Genomic DNA, 17,268 nt, shown 5'->3' on the forward strand with positions numbered 1-17,268 from the left:
ATAAGCTTCATAAAGCCTCAAATACTTTCACTGAGAATAGTTCTGATTTCTTCTAGCTCACGTGCGAGAAAAGCCAAAGGAAACATAAGTATGGTTCGATATTAATTCAACTACCTTTTTCAGTAAGGAAATTACCGCTTTACTATCACTTAAATTGCTGGATGACATCAATCGAGCCACAATGTATTGGCTTTTTGTGGAGACAGCTAAATGTCCCTTGAAGCCATACCAGAACGCGTTTTAACCGTCACTATTTTCTTGATACCCCATTTCGGTTCAATTGGGATATCTCGCCAAAGCATGTTCGCTGAAATAACAAATAAGTATCCAAATCATAAATATCATGCTGCTTGGACCCACTTACCAAACGGTGATGCTAAACAGAGTATAGTAGTAATTGGTCCTGGAATATCTGAAGCTGAGGCTCGAGCTCGATTGGCTTTGGATGAAAGTGTTTTTGGTAGAACCGAGACCTATGCAAAAAGTATTTTTAGAACTATTGTAAGAGGTCCTGAACAACATGGGCCTTTCCCTAGATATTTACCGCATTATCACGGAGAAGTATTTGATGCAGAACGAGGGATTTTTGTAAACGGAAATGGTCATTCATGGTACATAGGTAATATTTGGAAAAACTAACATATTCTAAACTTAGATGTTTTTTAGTATATTCACTTATAAGTTTGTTAAAGACAAGTAGTTAAATTTAGTTTTAAACAAATATATGATTTTATTTGGGAGCCACCGATTCTAAAAAATTTCAATTTAAAAATTTAACATAACAATGTATCTTTTATAGAAATATCCGAACTATTGTAAACGTCAATCCTAATTGGTTTATACATAGTTTTGGGTTTTTTTGCTAGCGGAAATTTAGAGCGGACTCAAGCACACATATTTAAAGTGATTTCAGAGTTATTTAGAATATTTAATACACTTGAACGCAAATCTACTCCAATTCATCTAGGGGGAAGTTAAAGTTGCTCAAGCGATTATACAAAAAGAGTAATATCAGAAAAACGCGGATTTAAATAAAATCACCAAACAAAGGTTTGGAAATGTTATACTTTTAATTAAAAGAGTAGAAGAGTTTAATAATTATCAAAAGATAAAAATTGCTATAAAAAAAGTTATACGCTGGAGGCATTCATATGTTAATAATAAACAAAAATGTAATAGGTGAAGAGTATAAAAAATTAATAAACATATTATCTGAACATTGCGATTACTTTGCTTTTGTCGAAAATAGACAAATGATGAAAAATGAAAAGGAGCGCCTTGATTATATCACTAATCTGATTACTAAAATTCAAGGAAATTTAATCAAAACCAATATACAATCAAAATGGGAGACAACAGCACTTGGTGCGGGTAATACAGCATATGTTTTTTATTTTGAGATAAACGATGCTGCAAGTGAATTTTTAAAAGAAAAGAGCAATTCTCTTTTTGAGTGGCATAACCCAAAATTACCAGAAGACTTAATGTTTTATCAAAATGATAAGTGTTTGTTGGCTGGCTGTTCACACGAGGGGTTTTTTATGGTTGATGAAACGTTGTGGAACAGTTTCTTATTAAGTTAACTAGAGCTTGTTTGGAAATACATAAAAGTCCACAAATACTGCTAATGAACTGCTCCCTATCAAGTAGTCAGGGAAAATAATAAAGATGCTTTATGCGGCTTGAGCCCTGTATTCTAAAGGGCTCAAGCCGTTTAATCATTTTTGGTAACAAATGCAAAATTCTAGGCTTGTTGATTATCGAGAACTTTCGGATGCTATGGGCAGAGAGATGTTGTCTGATTTCAAGCAAATTATTATTGAAAAAATCATTGTATAACGAGAAAATCACTTGAAACTCCAAATTTCAAGTGATTTTTTCCAAGCTATTGAACCCTTGATACATCTACATTCCTACGCAATCGTAAGTCTGTTTACTCCCCCGCATCCCAAAGTTTGAAATGCTACTGTTCTCAAGGCTTCGACACCTCTTTCATTCAAATTCATATGAAATGGCAGAAAGCGCATATAATGGTGCGGTTTCTGCACGTAAAATTCTAGGACCAAGCGACATCGTTTCAGCACCTGCTTTTAATAAGCTAGCAGATTCTTGACGCGATATGCCTCCTTCTGGACCAAAAATACATAATATTGATTCCAATTTATTATCATACACCTTTTTTAGCTTATCCGCAAACTTTGTACGTTGTAATTGCTTTGCATCTTCTTCATCTGCAATGAAAACGGCATCGTATTTAGGTATTAGCTCAAGCAATTGCTTGAATGAGATAGGCTGAGAAATGCTAGGGACATATGTACGGTGCGATTGCTCGGCTGCCTCCTGCGCAATTTTTTGCAGGCGCTCAGTCTTTTTCTCTCCTTTTTTATCATCCCATTTGACAATGGAACGTTCCGCAGCAAATGGAATTAACGCGTGCATACCTAGTTCTGTCGCTTTTTGCGTAATGAGTTCAAGTTTATCACCTTTAGGTAAACCGCATGCAATATCAACTTTAATTGGCATTTCTGGTGATGCAACTGTGCGACCAGTATTTTCTACAATAATTGTTGTATCCAAAACAACAATTGTACAAATATACGCTTCCCCATTTGTTACAACAATTAATTCATCACCAATTTGCATACGCATGACTTTGCTTATATGCTTGGCACTCTCCCCAATAATTTCTAGCTGTGCCTTGTCGTCAAACTGTTCATTAATAAAATATCGTTGCATATAATCGCTCCTTAATTATGAAGAGAAAAGTGGCTGCCAAGAAAGATTTCATCTTTCCCGACAGCCAAAACCCCAGATTGTTTCTATATTTGCGTTCCTACTCGCATTAAGGTCTACGAGAAATAATCGCTACCCAATCTTCCATCATTAAAATTTCTTCCACTTGGAAGCCTGATGCTTCAAGAGCTGCTTTGACATCATCTTTTTTCGCACCAATAATACCAGATGTTACGTAAACACCGCCCGGCTTTACGATGGAAAAAGCATCATCTGTGAAGCTCATAATAATTTCAGCTAAAATATTGGCAACGACAACATCTGCTGGCTCTTTCACTGTGTCTAATAAGTTGCCGTGGAATACTTTAACAATATGCTCAACTTTATTTAATTGCGTGTTTTCCTGAGCAGATTTTACAGCGACTTCATCTAAGTCAAGTGCATGCACTTTTTCTGCACCAAGCATTGCTGCACCTATTGATAGGACACCTGACCCTGTACCAACATCAACAACCGTTTGCCCCTGCTGGACAACTTTTTCAAGCGCCTGTAAGCACATGACCGTTGTTGGATGTGTCCCTGTACCAAAAGCCATACCGGGGTCAAGCTCAATGATTAACTCGTCTGTTGAAACAGGCGTGTATTCCTCCCATGTTGGGACGATTGTAAAGCGCTCTGAAATTTTTACTGGGTGATAGTATTGTTTCCAAGCTGTTGCCCAGTCTTCCTCCTGCACTTCATTTGTCGTTAGTAAATTTTCACCTATATTTATGTCGAAATTAACAAGATTCGCGATTGCAAGTCGGATTTCTTCAACCGTTTCAGCTAAAAAGCTTGTGGCAGATAAATATGCTTTTACTACTACACCATTTTTCGGGAAATCATCTGGATTTAATGCATAAATCTCACCAAATTGATCAATTCTTTCCTTCGTTAATTCGATTGAATCCTCTATAACAACACCACTCGCACCTGCCTCATGCAATATATTTGATACAGCGTCTACTGCCTCATGTGTTGTTAAAACTGACAACTCTGTCCACTTCACTTGCAACCACTCCTCTTAAAATTATTCACCCTTAAATTTTTTCTTTAGCTGATCCCATAAGGAGCTACCATGTTCTTCTGGAATATCACCGCTAATTTCTGCAAAATCACGCAATAATTGCTTTTGCTTTTCTGTCAACTTTGTTGGTGTAATCACTTTTACAACGACATATTGATGACCTGTTCCATAGCCATGCACATTTTTAATTCCTTTGTCCTTAATGCGGAATTGTGCACCAGATTGCGTGCCTGCAGGAATTTTCAGCTTCACTTTTCCATGGACTGTAGGCACTTCAATTTCATCGCCTAATGCTGCTTGAGGGAATGTTAGCTTTAATTCGTAATAAATATCGTCACCATCACGCTCAAAATATTCGTGGTTGCGCACGTAGAACACGATATATAAATCCCCCGCGGGACCGCCGTTAACACCTGGCTCCCCTTGACCTGCAACACGTAATTGCTGTCCATCATCTACACCAGCAGGAATTGTTACTTTAATTTTCTTGCGTTTTTGAACTGTACCTGCACCACGACACGTTGTACATTTATCTACAATAATTTTACCTGCGCCACGGCAACTTGGACAGCTTCGCTTATTTACCATACGACCTAATGGCGTATCAACTGTTTGATTAATTTGCCCTGCCCCGTTACATTGAGAACATTTTTGAGGTGTTGTACCCGGTTTAGCCCCTGAGCCATGACATGTGTCACAAGGCTCATCTTTTGGAATTTCAATTTCTGCCTCCTTGCCAAATACCGCTTCCTCAAAATTAATATTCATGCGATATTGCAGGTCGTCACCTTTGCGCGGTGCGTTTGGATCTTGACGTCGACCGCCACCGAAAAATGAGCTAAAAATATCTTCGAAGCCGCCAAAGCCGCCGCTAAATCCACCACCACCAAAGCCAGCATTCGGGTCCTCATGACCAAACTGATCATAGCGTGCTTTCTTCTGCTCATCAGATAACACTTCATATGCTTCTGCGATTTCTTTAAATTTTTCGTCAGCACCTGGCTCTTTATTAATGTCTGGGTGATACTGCTTCGACAGTTTTCGATATGCTTTTTTTATCTCATCCTTACTGGCACCTTTTGCAAGGCCTAGCACTTCATAATAATCGCGCTTACTCATCTAATTACACTCCGATCTTTTTTGCATAAAGTTTATTTTACCATGTGACGACAAAAACTGCTCTAAATTTATACTATGCAAATGAAAAAATCATCCATTCATACGGGGCAGTTTTTGAACAGTGAAAAGCCAAAGCCGCAAGCGGTCTTTGGCTTTTTTTACGATTATTTATCGTCTTTTACTTCTTCAAAGTCAGCATCTACAACACCGTCATCTTTTTTGTCTGTGTTTGCATCTGCATCACCTTGTGCAGCCTGAGCTGCAGCAGCAGCTTGTTCATAAACTTTCATAACTAGCGGTTGTAAAATACCTTCTAATTTTTCTTTCGCTGCTTTAATTCCTTCAAATTCGCCAGCTTCTAAAGCTGCCTTTAATTCATCGCGAGCGTCTTCCACAGATTTCTTCTCATCCTCAGAAATTTGCTCTCCTAAATCCGTTACTGTTTTATCCACTTGGAATACAAGTTGATCCGCTTCATTGCGTAGCTCTGCTTCTTCCTTACGCTTTGCATCTGCCTCAGCATTTGCTTCAGCGTCTTTCACCATACGCTCAACCTCTTCATCCGTTAAGCCAGAGTCGGATTGAATTACAATTGTTTGTTCTTTATTCGTGCCTAAATCTTTCGCTTTAACAGATACGATACCGTTTTTATCGATATCAAATGTTACTTCAATTTGTGGAATGCCACGTGGTGCTGGTGGAATATCAGCTAGTTGGAAGCGACCTAATGTTTTATTGTCTGCTGCCATTGGGCGTTCCCCTTGTAATACGTGAATATCTACTGCTGGTTGGTTGTCCGCAGCTGTAGAGAATACTTGTGATTTCGATGTAGGAATCGTTGTGTTGCGGTCGATTAATTTTGTAAACACGCCACCCATTGTTTCAATACCTAATGATAGCGGTGTTACGTCTAATAACACGATATCTTTTACATCACCAGTTAAAACGCCGCCTTGTACAGCCGCACCCATTGCTACTACTTCGTCTGGGTTTACACCTTTATGTGGCTCTTTACCTGTTGCATTTTTAATTGCTTCCACTACAGCAGGAATACGAGTAGAACCACCAACAAGAATTACTTTATCTAGCTCAGAAGCTGAAAGACCTGCATCAGATAATGCTTGACGTGTTGGAATAATTGTACGCTCTACTAAATCGCGAGTTAAATCATCGAATTTCGCACGCGTTAATGTTACTTCTAAGTGTAGTGGGCCATCAGCACCTGCTGTAATGAATGGTAATGAAATTTGTGTTGATGTTACACCAGATAAATCTTTTTTCGCTTTTTCAGCAGCATCTTTTAAACGTTGCATAGCCATTTTATCTTTTGATAAATCAATCGCATTTTCTTTTCTGAATTCTTCCACTAGGAAAGCGATAATTTTGTCGTCGAAGTCATCGCCACCAAGCTTGTTGTCACCCGCTGTCGCTAATACTTCGAATACACCATCGCCTAGTTCAAGAATCGATACGTCAAACGTACCACCACCAAGGTCAAATACTAGTACTTTTTGGTCTTCATCTTGTTTATCTAAACCGTAAGCAAGCGCTGCTGCTGTAGGCTCATTAATGATACGCTCTACTTCAAGTCCCGCAATTTTACCAGCGTCTTTTGTTGCTTGACGCTGTGCATCATTAAAGTAAGCAGGAACTGTAATAACAGCCTTCGTTACTTTTTCACCTAAGTAATCTTCAGCATAGCCTTTTAAATATTGAAGAATCATTGCAGAAATTTCTTGTGGTGTATAATCATTGTCCTCAATAGTTACTTTGTCAGCAGTCCCCATTTTTGATTTAATTGACATAATTGTGTTTGGATTTGTTACAGATTGACGTTTTGCCACTTCACCAACTTGACGCTCACCGTTTTTAAACGCCACAACAGATGGTGATGTACGGTTACCTTCTGGGTTTGGAATTACTTTTGGTTCTCCGCCTTCTAATACAGATACACAAGAGTTAGTTGTACCTAAGTCAATACCGATAATTTTGCTCATTTGAAATTTTCCTCCTAATAATTAAACACAAGTATAATTAATTTATTATGAACGCATAGAATATGCAGTGTTTTACTGACAATTATGCGCTGTAAATGAAGTTATCAATTATTCGTTTACAGAAACCATCGCCGCTCTTAATACGCGGTCTTTTAATTTATAGCCTTTTTGCAACTCGCGTAAAACAATGCCTGATTCCTTCTCGCTATCCTGCTCTTGCATAACAGCTTGATGGAAATTCGGATCAAATTGCTCCCCTTCAGCAGGAATTGCCTCTAATCCCTCTTTCGCTGTTGCCTCTATGAATTGACGGTACACCATTTCAACCCCTGTATATAATGACGTCGCTTCTTCTGATGTAACTTCCACTTGTAGGGCACGCTCTAAATTATCTAGTACAGCAATTAAATCCGTTAATAAGCTTTGTGCACGGAATTTTTCTGCCGCCTCTCTATCCAATTTATTGCGACGTAGCATATTGTCATAGTCAGCTCGCAATCGTAAATAACGATCCTCTTGCTCTGCCAATTTTGCTTCAAGCTCTGCGATTTTTTGCTCGTTTTCATCTAGTGGGGTAGCGGCTTCCTCTACCTCTTCAGCAATTTGTTGCTCTAGTTCTTGATTTTCCACTTTTTCTGACACCCTATATCCTCCTTCAATCGTTGCTAATGTTTCGTTAAGGCGCTCGTTAGACCACTACGCATCATCTCTAATAAAGTGACGACACGTCGATAGTCCATCCGTGTTGGCCCGATAATCGCAATGGCACCATGTTGCTCTTCACCAGTTGAAAAGGCCGTCGTAATCACACTACAGTTTTCCATTGCTAAAAGATTATTTTCAGAGCCAATGCGAATTTGAATACCTACTTGATTTGGCTGGAATAAAGTTTGCAGTTGGCTTTCTTTATCCATCAAATCCATTAGCATACGAATTTTATTCAAATCATGAAACTCCGGCTGGTTTAACATATTCGTTTTACCACCATAATAGATTTTTCCTTCTTTTTGACTTATTGAAACATCTACTAATGATTGAACGATTGAATCTGCTGCAGCAATATGTTGCTTTAATAAGCTTAGCACTTCAGCCTCGAGTTTGATGTGTAGCTCATGCAGCGGCACACCGATTAAGCGGTCATTTAAAATATTGACCATTTTTTCAATATCCGAAGGACTAAATCCTTGCGGTAAAGTTAGAACACGATTTTCCACATGACCATTGTCTGTTACAACGATTGCAACAGCTGTTTGCTCTGAGAGCGGCACAATTTGAAATTTTCTCACTTTATGCTGCTGCACATCTGGACCAAGTAAAATCGCTGTATATGTCGTTAATTCCGACAAAATGTTAGCTGATTCTCGAATAAGCTCCTCCATTTCACCAATGCGGTGATTGAAAACAGATTGAATTTGACTTATTTCTTCATCACGAATCATATGAGGCTGTAATAAATGATCGACATAAAAACGATAGCCCTTTTCAGACGGCACACGTCCTGAAGAAGTATGGGTTTTTTCTAAAAAGCCAAGCTCCTCAAGATCCGCCATTTCGTTGCGAATCGTTGCGGGGCTATACATAATACCCTCTCTCTTCGATATTTGACGTGAACCAACAGGCTGAGCAGAAGTTACAAAATCATCTACAATTACTTGTAAAATTTGCAACTGACGATTTGTTAGCACTTTGATCACCTCTGTTAGCACTCGTTTTAATGGAGTGCTAATACTACTAATAAATTAACAAATCTCTAAATTGATGTCAACCATATCGCTCGATTTAACAAATCGCTGTCTGAAAAGTAATTTTGAGGCAGTTATTTGTTATTATTGCAAGATAGAGTAGCCCTCCATTTAAGCGTTTTTTATAGCTAATGCTTCCAATCATCAAACTAAAAACTGTTGGAATACCTCGTTGCCTACAAAGCGCCCTTTTCGAGTTAGACGAATTCCATGCTCGTCCTGTTGTAAAAGCCCTTCTTTCACAAGCTGCTCAATTACGTCACCATAGCGTTTTTGCATCGATTCATGCATTTTCCTTTCATATGACTCAAATGTTACACCTTCTACTTTACGTAGACCTAAAAACATTTGCTCCTCCATTTTTTCTTCTAATGAAACGACATGCTCATGAATAATTGGACGCACACCTGATTGCACTGTTTCAATATATTTCTTAATTGGACCATGGTTAGAATAACGCACCCCCGCCAAATAGCCATGTGCGCCTGCACCGAAGCCAGCATACTCGTCGTTATCCCAATAAATTTTATTATGCACAGAGGCAAAGCCATCACGTGCAAAATTGCTAATTTCATATTGCGCTAAGCCTGCTGCCTCCATTTCACGCAATAACATATCATACATATCCGCCTCTAAGTCTTGTGTCGGTAAATGCAATTTGCCTTTTGCGTATTGAATGTAAAACACAGTTTTTGGCTCAACGATTAATGAATAGGCTGAAAAATGTGGTAGCTGCAGCGCTAAGGCTGCTTGCAATGTTTGCTCCCACTGCTCTATCGTTTGCCCAGGTAGACCATACATTAAATCGATGCTTATGTTGTCAAAACCTACTTGCTTCGCTGTTTTAATCGCCTCATATACATGTGAATTGCTATGTGTACGTCCGATTTTCGTTAGCAGTTCGGCATCAAAGGACTGTACACCCATACTTAATCGGTTCACACCACCAGCATGCAATGCTTGCAACTTATCTCGCGTCAACTCGTCTGGATTTGCTTCCGATGTAAACTCTTTTACGTATTGCATCGGGATAAAGTTTCGAATAATTTCAAGTAATCGACTAATTTGTGTTGCAGATAAGGAGGTTGGAGTTCCTCCACCTAAAAAAATCGTTTCAATTTGTTGAAATGCCTCTGGATGCTGCTCTACAACCATCGCTATTTCTTGTCCAAGTGCCTCAATATATTCATCTACTGGCTGATTTTTAAAAAATACTTTATTAAAATCACAGTAATGACAAATTTGATGACAGAAGGGAATATGAATATAAACACCTCTAGCCATTAAAATCACTTCCCTTTTTTAAGTCGGTTGTGCAAATTACAACTTGAGTTCCTACAATTATAACGAAAAAACAGCGCTGATAAAACTGATTCATTACGTTACGGCGAATTACATAGAGCATTGACGAATTGTTCTTTAGCCTTCATCATAATTGGTGGAGGTGTCTCACTTTGTATTTATATCTCGGAATTATCCCGCTTTCCCTGTTTATTATTTTTCTTATTTCATATTTAATAGACCCTAGAAAAATAATCAATGGCTTTCTATTTAACTTTTTCCTTATTACTTTTTTAACATTTTGCTTAGCGGTCTCATTATCGTCTGAGCAGTATATATTGAAGCTCGCTATTATTATACCTATCGCTGCCTTGCTCCTATTAATTCCTTTTGCAATAGTAGCTTTCACTGTCGCATTATTTTTGAATGCCCGCACTTTAATGCGTAGAGAAGGGCGACGTTTTGCCAATTCCTTAACATTGCTGTTAGGTCTTGCTATTGTTGCCTATTTTATTATAGGGTCATTCAACTTAACAGGTCGATTTCCATTAGAATTTCAACCATTCTTTGCAGCAACTTCTTTTGTTATTATGTATTTTTTATTCCATGTGTCAAACTTTCTATCTGCTTATTTTTTATATCAATTTAATCGCCCACGCCTACACCAGGATTTCATTATCGTATTAGGCAGCGGTTTAATCAATGATAAAGTACCGCCACTTTTGGCAAGTAGGATTAATAAGGCAATTGATTTTTATCATAAACAGGCTAAGGTGACAACGCCTCCGACAATTATTTTTTCTGGTGGTCAAGGTCCAAATGAAGGGCTTCCAGAGGCGGAGGCGATGCAAAAATATGCGCTCGAAAAAGGAATTCCGCTTAAGCACACTATGCAGGAAAATAAATCTGTCAATACGTATGAAAATATGCTTTTTTCTAAGCGAATTATGGATTCATTAAAGCCTAAGTATAACAGCATTTTCACTACGAATAATTTTCATTTATTTCGAGCAGGCTTGTATGCGCGGCAAGCAGGTTTAAACAGCCAAGGAATCGGCGCAAAAACGGCCTTTTACTATTGGCCGAATGCTATGATTCGCGAGTATGTTGCAATTGTTGTGATGGGCAAAAAACGTCATTTGATTATTATTAGTATTGTTTTCTTCTTTGCAGCATTATTATCATTACTCATTTATTTAGTAAATTAGCAAGTAGGGCTGTCTAGAAAATGAGCGACTATGCTATTTTTCAGACAGCCAGTGCAATGGAGGCTGAATATGGGCCGGTAATTTCGTTCGATTGTCACCATGCGCCGAATTAATTTGCATTTGCGTTAAAAACATAGCCGTAGAAAGATTCGCTCCTCTTAAATTGGCATCGCGTAAATCGGCTCCAATAAAATCAGCGCCCCTTAAATCCGAATCCTGCAAATTTGCCGCAATTAAATAAGCTCCTCTTAAATCGGTCGTTCTTAAATCTTTCCCTTTCAGATTTTTGCCAACCCAATCTATACCTCGACATTGTTTTCCTTTTTTTATTTTAAAAACGTTTGAACTTAGCTCACTACGGATATACTCACTTGTTTCTAAAAGCAGTTCATTGATTGGTTGCCGACAGCCGATAATATCTAATGCTAATAAGTAGTCAGCGTCCATATTTGTTAGGCTCTGCAACTTGCCCAACTGTTTGTCTAACTGATTTCTCATTGAATGTGAAATTGGATATGTCAATGCTTCAGCCACAAAGGCAATCATTTCATAAAGTTGTTGCATAATCGGAAATACACGGAACATTTTTTGAGAAACCTCAGGATAATCCTGCCAGCTTTGTCCATCAAACGTATGTTGAGAAACTTTTTGTCCAGCCCCTAAACAATCGAATACTGTACATCCTTTAAATCCTTCTGCCCTTAAATTTTTATGTATTTTACAACGAAAATCTTTTTGCAAATTAGAACAAGGTGTTTCAGCAGGCTTATTCATAGCGAAATCACTCGATGCAACAATATTAAGCGCTGTACAGCACAGCCCAAAGCATTTCGTACAATCCGCTTTTAAATTTCCCCTAATATTTTCAGCTGCTTTACTCTCCATTTTATTCCTCCCATTCAGCACCTAGATAGGTTGGCTTAAGCTCTATTTCGGTTACTTGCTTATCATACTTTGCTTGAAAATATATTGGTCTAGCAACTGATTATTCGGCTCGATTGAAAAACCACCGCCACCCATCGCAATTATTTGTTTCATTTTGCATGCCTCCTCTTTATTTTCACCTAAGCTAATTCTATCAAGTTGAAGAAAAATGTTTAACTAAATCAAGAAAAAATCTGCCAATAACAGAAATTAATTGGCAGACTTTGTCGATAATAAAATGTTCGATTATTAGTTATTTCTGGTCGTCCATCTTCAGCACAGCCATGAATGCTTCCTGAGGAACTTCTACAGAACCTACTTGCTTCATGCGCTTTTTACCTTCTTTTTGTTTATCAAGAAGCTTGCGTTTACGAGAAATATCTCCACCGTAACATTTTGCTAGAACGTTTTTGCGGATGGCTTTAATTGTAGAACGCGCGACGATTTTTTGTCCGATTGCCGCTTGTACAGGCACTTCGAATTGCTGTCTAGGAATTAATTCTTTCAGCTTTTCTACAATTACTTTACCGCGCTCGTAAGCAAAATCACGGTGGACGATGAAGCTTAGTGCATCGACATGTTCGCTGTTTAATAAAATATCCATTTTTACAAGCTTTGATGGCTTATAGCCAATAAGCTCATAGTCAAATGATGCGTAGCCTTTCGTATTTGATTTTAAATAATCAAAGAAATCGTAAACGATTTCCGAAAGTGGGATTTCATATTGAATGCTAACGCGTGTCGTATCGATATAATCCATACCCATGAAATTACCGCGCTTCATTTGACATAGCTCCATTACTGCGCCAACATAATCATTCGGCACCATAATTGTCGCCTTTACATAAGGCTCCTCGATGCGATCAATTTTTTGTGGGTCTGGCATCATCGATGGGTTATCAACACGAAGCGACGTGTCATCCGTCATAAATACTTCATAAATAACAGATGGTGCTGTTGTAATCAAGTCAATATTGAATTCACGCTCGATGCGCTCTTGAATAATTTCCATATGCAGTAAGCCTAAGAAGCCACAGCGGAAGCCGAAGCCAAGTGCTTGTGAAGTTTCTGGCTCATACTGTAATGCAGAGTCATTTAACTCTAATTTCTCCAACGCCTCACGTAAATCATTATATTTTGCTGTATCAATCGGATATAAGCCACAGAATACCATTGGGTTTAATTTACGATAGCCCGGTAATGCTTCTGTTGCGCCTTTACTGCCTGCAAATGTTACCGTATCACCAACACGTGTATCTTGAACATTTTTAATAGAAGCCGTTAAATAACCAACATCCCCAACTGTTAACTCTGCTTGTGGCACTGATTTTGGTGTATGAATCCCTACTTCAATTACCTCGAATTCTGCACCAGTAGCCATCATGCGGATTTTATCGCCAGGCTTCACTGTACCATTCACGATTCGGATTGAAATAATAACACCTTTATATGCATCATAAACAGAGTCAAAAATTAAGGCTTGCAACGGCGCTTCAGGGTCACCCGCTGGCGCAGGCACTTTTTCTACAACTTGCTCTAAAATATCCTGAATCCCAATACCGGCCTTAGCTGATGCTAAAACTGCCTCTGATGCATCTAAACCAATAACATCTTCAATTTCCTGCTTGACGCGCTCTGGGTCAGCAGCAGGCAAATCTATTTTGTTAATAACCGGTAGAATTTCTAGGTCATTATCCAAAGCTAAATAAACATTTGCTAATGTCTGCGCTTCAATCCCTTGCGCCGCATCAACAACTAAAATAGCTCCTTCACATGCCGCTAAGGAACGCGATACTTCATACGTAAAATCGACGTGCCCCGGTGTATCAATTAAATGGAATGTATACGTTTCTCCATCTTTCGCTAAATATTTTAATTGGACAGCATTTAATTTAATCGTGATGCCGCGCTCACGCTCTAAGTCCATAGAATCAAGTAGCTGCGACTTCATTTCGCGCTGTGTTACTGTTTGTGTTGATTCTAAAAGTCGGTCCGCTAATGTCGATTTCCCATGGTCGATATGGGCGATAATCGAGAAATTTCGGATATTCTGTTGTCGTTTCAAACGTTCTTCTCGGTTCATGTATATGTTCTCTCCTAAATGTAAACTATATTAAATTATACTATGAACAATACATAAAGCACAACATTAGACTAAATGGGAATGCGATTGTATCAACAACTCAGCACATTTAGATTGTTTTTTGATTATGTAAAATAAGACATATTCGTATGTGCTTTAACTAATACTAGTTCAGATTTTTTTGAGCAAACAAGTAGAATTTCTCACGCCTGCGGTTTTAAGTCAACATAATGTTTATCTCCTAGTTATTATAATGTTTTTACAGGGAGCTCTTTAGGCATCTACTGAATTAAGCAACAAAATAAAAAAATACAGGAAGGATAGTTTTTCTTTGTTAACATCCAAAGTTTTTACCTATTCCTGTATCCATTGCGAATGTGCGGGTGATTCGAGATGAAGAGCCTAAAATAGGCTGGTCATTTGCCTTCTTTCACCACAAAAGCATTTTTGCTTTCCACACCTGTGGCAGATATAGCAGTAATACCATATGTATAGCTATGTTTAGCAAGAGCTGTCTTATCCACAAATGCGGTAATACCATTCATATTATAAACAACATCCACTATGTTTTTAGGATTATCATAGGAGCCTTCACTGTTTCCTACAAAACGATAGATTACATATTTGCGTGGCTGTATCGCATTTTCATCTATAATTTCAATTTTACGACCACTTGCTTCCTTCGTCACTTGTACAAAAGTTGGTTCGGCAGGCGCCGTCGTATTATCCCAAACCGTACCCGGTGTCAATGCTGTATAGTTATATAGCTGCTGATTAACAATCGTTGCATAGCCTAATTTATTGCTTTCCATACTTTTTAAAGAAAAATGCATTTGCCCCATAGCCGCTGTTTTTTCTGAGCGATTAGCAAGTATTTGATTTGGTAGCTCCATTTTATTTTTCCACGCTGCATCACTATCATTGCCAACCTTGTAATCAGCAAGTCCAATATATAGATGAACGGGATGCGTTTTTGTATATGTTTGTACTTCATGGCTCCACCAATCTAACAACGTTCCGTATTTGGCAACAGATAATGTTCTTGACCAATAAATTTGTGGTGCAATGTAATCAATCGTGCCATTTTTAATCCATGTTCTTACGTCCGCGTATAAATCATCATAATTATTGACGCCCGCTTTCGTATCACTTCCTGTTTTATCTACCGATTTATTACGCCATACACCGAATGGTGAAATACCGAACTGTACATGTGGCTTTGTCTCTTTAATAGCTATATATAGCTTTTTTACAAGCTGATTGACATTATCTCGTCGCCAGTCCTCCACCTTTTTAAAGGAGCCGCCATATTTTTTATAGGCAGATTGGTCTGGAAAGGCTTCTTTCGCAATTTTGTATGGATAAAAATAATCATCCATATGAACTGCATCAATATCGTAATTGGCTACTAGCTCTTTTACTGTTTCTACTAAATAGTTTTGTACTTCTGGTAAACCGGGATTTAGATAGTATTGCTTACCATATTTAACAACCCAGCCCGGATTTGTTCTTGCCACATTATTTGAAGCGAGGTCTGATAATTTTTGGCTAGGCATTGTGACACGATACGGGTTCATCCATGCATGTAACTCCATCCCCCGTCTATGTGCTTCCTCTACCATAATCGCCAGTGGGTCGTAACCCGGATTTGTTCCTTGCTTTTTCCCTGTTATATAAGAAGACCACGGTGCAAGCTTCGATGGATACATCGCATCATTTGTTGGTCTTACTTGATAAATAACCGTATTTAACTTGCTTGCTTTTAATTTATCTAATGTTTGACGTACCCAAGTTATGTATTGCTCCTTCGTCATGCCCGCTTTCATATCGATGTTAAGAACTGTTGAAATCCAGACAGCACGCATTTCCGTCTTCGGTTGTTCAGTGCTTGCTGACACTGGATTAACAGCAACTGTTGATAGGCATAAAATAAAAATTATCAAGACTAAACTAACAAATTTCCATTTACTATGTTTTCTTTTCATAATTCCTCCACATGATTATTTTCCTATTTTAGTATACGACAAGTGCTAGATACATGCTAGAATATCAAGCATTTCAGCGATGGGAAAATGCAAAAAAACTGCCGAGAAAGCTACTAACTATTTTCTCGACAGAATTTTTATTTTTTAATAATATACATTGCTCAATACATAATCGCTACAAATTGTGTGCGTGTAACAGATTCATTTGCTTTGAGGTAACCAACTTCATAGAAAAAATTGCTGAATCTTGATAAAATAATCTACCTCAGCAGTATGACGATATGCCTTCTTACTATATTTTCTCATTCGCATTAATTTTTGCAATAGCCTGTGCCAATACTGCTACTGTACGCAAAATTTCTTCTTCGGTATTATCAATGCCGCCAAGCTCTACTAACAGCATTTTATGAAATAAATCTTGATTATACACACCATCTACACCTACACCAGACTTTTTCATCACACCTCTTGAAATTCCGGGTACAATATTGTTCATTGCTGTATGCAGTGCTTCAGCATACGTCAAATTCCCTTCATAGCCTGGGTGGTCTAACCCAACAACGAACGCGACTTTTGCAAAGTTCATTTCAGGTGTTTCTAATGTTGTCACCTTTCTTCCAACTGCGTCACGATGAAAATCGATTACTAAATCGTATAAATTTGTTGCCAGCTCCTCTTGAATATACGGACGCACAACTCGATATGCTTGGTGAAAATCTGCCCCTTGCTGCTTCATTACATTCATCACATCAACGTCCAGCACAGTTCCTTGCAAATTATTTAATTGGAAATGATTAAGCATTGCCTGTTGCATTGTAAAAATATTCGTTTGCTCATCATACACTGCCTGCATACCTGTTTTACTTTCTACAACAGGCTTATATGCCTCATGAGAATGCGTGTAAACAAACAGAATTTCCAAAGGTTTAGGCGTGGCATTTACAGGACTAGGATTGATAGTTGTTGCAGCAGCATAAACGACCTTTTTTTCTGGTACAGATTCAGATTCAGTTTCCTTTATAGCCACATGGTTATTCGGAAAAGGAAGCTGTCCCATAATAATTGGTAGTAAAAATAAAACAAAGAGCAGCAGAAAAAAGCGTTGCATCACTTTCATAGCTTGCATCCCC

General features: G+C 38.3%; 14 protein-coding genes and 2 pseudogenes. 3 read left to right on the forward strand and 13 right to left on the reverse strand.

What is annotated here, in order from left to right:
• Window positions 1-99: 99 nt before the first annotated feature.
• Window positions 100-299: pseudogene (locus tag MHB51_RS05065) on the reverse strand (IS5/IS1182 family transposase); the annotation flags it as partial.
• A gap of 1 nt (window position 300) precedes the next feature.
• On the opposite strand from MHB51_RS05065, the gene MHB51_RS05070 reads away from it, so the two are divergent.
• Window positions 301-639 (forward strand): hypothetical protein, encoded by a 339-nt coding sequence (locus MHB51_RS05070; protein WP_342559140.1) that lies wholly within the window; start codon window positions 301-303, stop codon window positions 637-639.
• Window positions 640-1,151: 512 nt separating this feature from the next.
• A complete protein-coding gene (locus MHB51_RS05075; protein WP_342559141.1) occupies window positions 1,152-1,583 on the forward strand; it encodes a stage III sporulation protein AH in 432 nt (143 codons plus the stop codon).
• Window positions 1,584-1,992: 409 nt separating this feature from the next.
• Here MHB51_RS05075 and MHB51_RS05080 read toward each other — a convergent pair whose 3' ends face one another.
• The 7 genes from MHB51_RS05080 to hemW form a co-directional block, all read right to left on the reverse strand.
• The gene (locus MHB51_RS05080; protein WP_066164117.1) at window positions 1,993-2,736 is read right to left on the reverse strand and encodes a 16S rRNA (uracil(1498)-N(3))-methyltransferase; all 744 of its coding nucleotides are present in this window, start codon (window positions 2,734-2,736) and stop codon (window positions 1,993-1,995) included.
• Between the two features lie 106 nt (window positions 2,737-2,842).
• On the reverse strand, window positions 2,843-3,781 hold the full coding sequence (gene prmA, locus MHB51_RS05085; RefSeq protein WP_342559142.1) for a 50S ribosomal protein L11 methyltransferase: 939 nt from the start codon (window positions 3,779-3,781) through the stop codon (window positions 2,843-2,845).
• A 21-nt stretch (window positions 3,782-3,802) separates the two neighbouring features.
• On the reverse strand, window positions 3,803-4,918 hold the full coding sequence (gene dnaJ, locus MHB51_RS05090) for a molecular chaperone DnaJ (protein ID WP_107942467.1): 1,116 nt from the start codon (window positions 4,916-4,918) through the stop codon (window positions 3,803-3,805).
• Between the two features lie 164 nt (window positions 4,919-5,082).
• Window positions 5,083-6,915: a molecular chaperone DnaK gene (gene dnaK, locus MHB51_RS05095; RefSeq protein WP_066164127.1), complete on the reverse strand. Its 1,833-nt coding sequence runs from the start codon at window positions 6,913-6,915 to the stop codon at window positions 5,083-5,085.
• A 108-nt stretch (window positions 6,916-7,023) separates the two neighbouring features.
• Window positions 7,024-7,557 carry a nucleotide exchange factor GrpE gene (grpE, locus tag MHB51_RS05100; RefSeq protein WP_066164129.1) on the reverse strand — a complete coding sequence of 178 codons (534 nt, stop codon included), beginning with the start codon at window positions 7,555-7,557 and terminating at the stop codon, window positions 7,024-7,026.
• Between the two features lie 23 nt (window positions 7,558-7,580).
• Window positions 7,581-8,600: a heat-inducible transcriptional repressor HrcA gene (gene hrcA, locus MHB51_RS05105; RefSeq protein ID WP_066164132.1), complete on the reverse strand. Its 1,020-nt coding sequence runs from the start codon at window positions 8,598-8,600 to the stop codon at window positions 7,581-7,583.
• A gap of 201 nt (window positions 8,601-8,801) precedes the next feature.
• The gene (gene hemW / locus MHB51_RS05110; RefSeq protein ID WP_342559143.1) at window positions 8,802-9,941 is read right to left on the reverse strand and encodes a radical SAM family heme chaperone HemW; all 1,140 of its coding nucleotides are present in this window, start codon (window positions 9,939-9,941) and stop codon (window positions 8,802-8,804) included.
• A 170-nt stretch (window positions 9,942-10,111) separates the two neighbouring features.
• Between hemW and MHB51_RS05115 the strand changes: the two genes are divergently transcribed.
• Entirely contained in the window at window positions 10,112-11,146 is a 1,035-nt protein-coding gene (locus MHB51_RS05115; RefSeq protein WP_342559144.1) for an ElyC/SanA/YdcF family protein, read from the forward strand.
• 33 nt (window positions 11,147-11,179) lie between these two features.
• On the opposite strand, the gene MHB51_RS05120 is transcribed toward MHB51_RS05115, so the two are convergent.
• The 5 genes and pseudogenes from MHB51_RS05120 to spoIIP form a co-directional block, all read right to left on the reverse strand.
• Window positions 11,180-12,031, reverse strand: coding sequence for a pentapeptide repeat-containing protein (locus tag MHB51_RS05120; RefSeq protein ID WP_342559145.1), 852 nt, complete (start codon window positions 12,029-12,031; stop codon window positions 11,180-11,182).
• A 54-nt stretch (window positions 12,032-12,085) separates the two neighbouring features.
• A pseudogene (locus MHB51_RS05125) lies at window positions 12,086-12,184 on the reverse strand (peptidase E); the annotation flags it as partial.
• A 139-nt stretch (window positions 12,185-12,323) separates the two neighbouring features.
• Entirely contained in the window at window positions 12,324-14,153 is a 1,830-nt protein-coding gene (gene lepA, locus MHB51_RS05130) for a translation elongation factor 4 (protein WP_066171333.1), read from the reverse strand.
• A gap of 416 nt (window positions 14,154-14,569) precedes the next feature.
• Entirely contained in the window at window positions 14,570-16,138 is a 1,569-nt protein-coding gene (locus MHB51_RS05135; RefSeq protein ID WP_342559146.1) for a family 10 glycosylhydrolase, read from the reverse strand.
• A 292-nt stretch (window positions 16,139-16,430) separates the two neighbouring features.
• On the reverse strand, window positions 16,431-17,255 hold the full coding sequence (gene spoIIP / locus MHB51_RS05140; RefSeq protein WP_066171339.1) for a stage II sporulation protein P: 825 nt from the start codon (window positions 17,253-17,255) through the stop codon (window positions 16,431-16,433).
• Between the last annotated feature and the right edge of the window lie 13 nt (window positions 17,256-17,268).

The organism is Metasolibacillus sp. FSL K6-0083 (assembly GCF_038630865.1).
GTDB lineage: Bacteria > Bacillota > Bacilli > Bacillales_A > Planococcaceae > Metasolibacillus > Metasolibacillus fluoroglycofenilyticus.

Coding starts and splice junctions, on each gene's coding strand:
- dnaJ (WP_107942467.1), bottom strand. CDS start 4,918: ATGAGTAAGCGCGATTATTATGAAGTGCTAGGCCTTGCAAAAGGTGCC.
- MHB51_RS05080 (WP_066164117.1), bottom strand. CDS start 2,736: ATGCAACGATATTTTATTAATGAACAGTTTGACGACAAGGCACAGCTA.
- lepA (WP_066171333.1), bottom strand. CDS start 14,153: ATGAACCGAGAAGAACGTTTGAAACGACAACAGAATATCCGAAATTTC.
- MHB51_RS05070 (WP_342559140.1), top strand. CDS start 301: ATGTTCGCTGAAATAACAAATAAGTATCCAAATCATAAATATCATGCT.
- dnaK (WP_066164127.1), bottom strand. CDS start 6,915: ATGAGCAAAATTATCGGTATTGACTTAGGTACAACTAACTCTTGTGTA.
- spoIIP (WP_066171339.1), bottom strand. CDS start 17,255: ATGAAAGTGATGCAACGCTTTTTTCTGCTGCTCTTTGTTTTATTTTTA.
- MHB51_RS05135 (WP_342559146.1), bottom strand. CDS start 16,138: ATGAAAAGAAAACATAGTAAATGGAAATTTGTTAGTTTAGTCTTGATA.
- MHB51_RS05120 (WP_342559145.1), bottom strand. CDS start 12,031: ATGGAGAGTAAAGCAGCTGAAAATATTAGGGGAAATTTAAAAGCGGAT.
- MHB51_RS05075 (WP_342559141.1), top strand. CDS start 1,152: ATGTTAATAATAAACAAAAATGTAATAGGTGAAGAGTATAAAAAATTA.
- hemW (WP_342559143.1), bottom strand. CDS start 9,941: ATGGCTAGAGGTGTTTATATTCATATTCCCTTCTGTCATCAAATTTGT.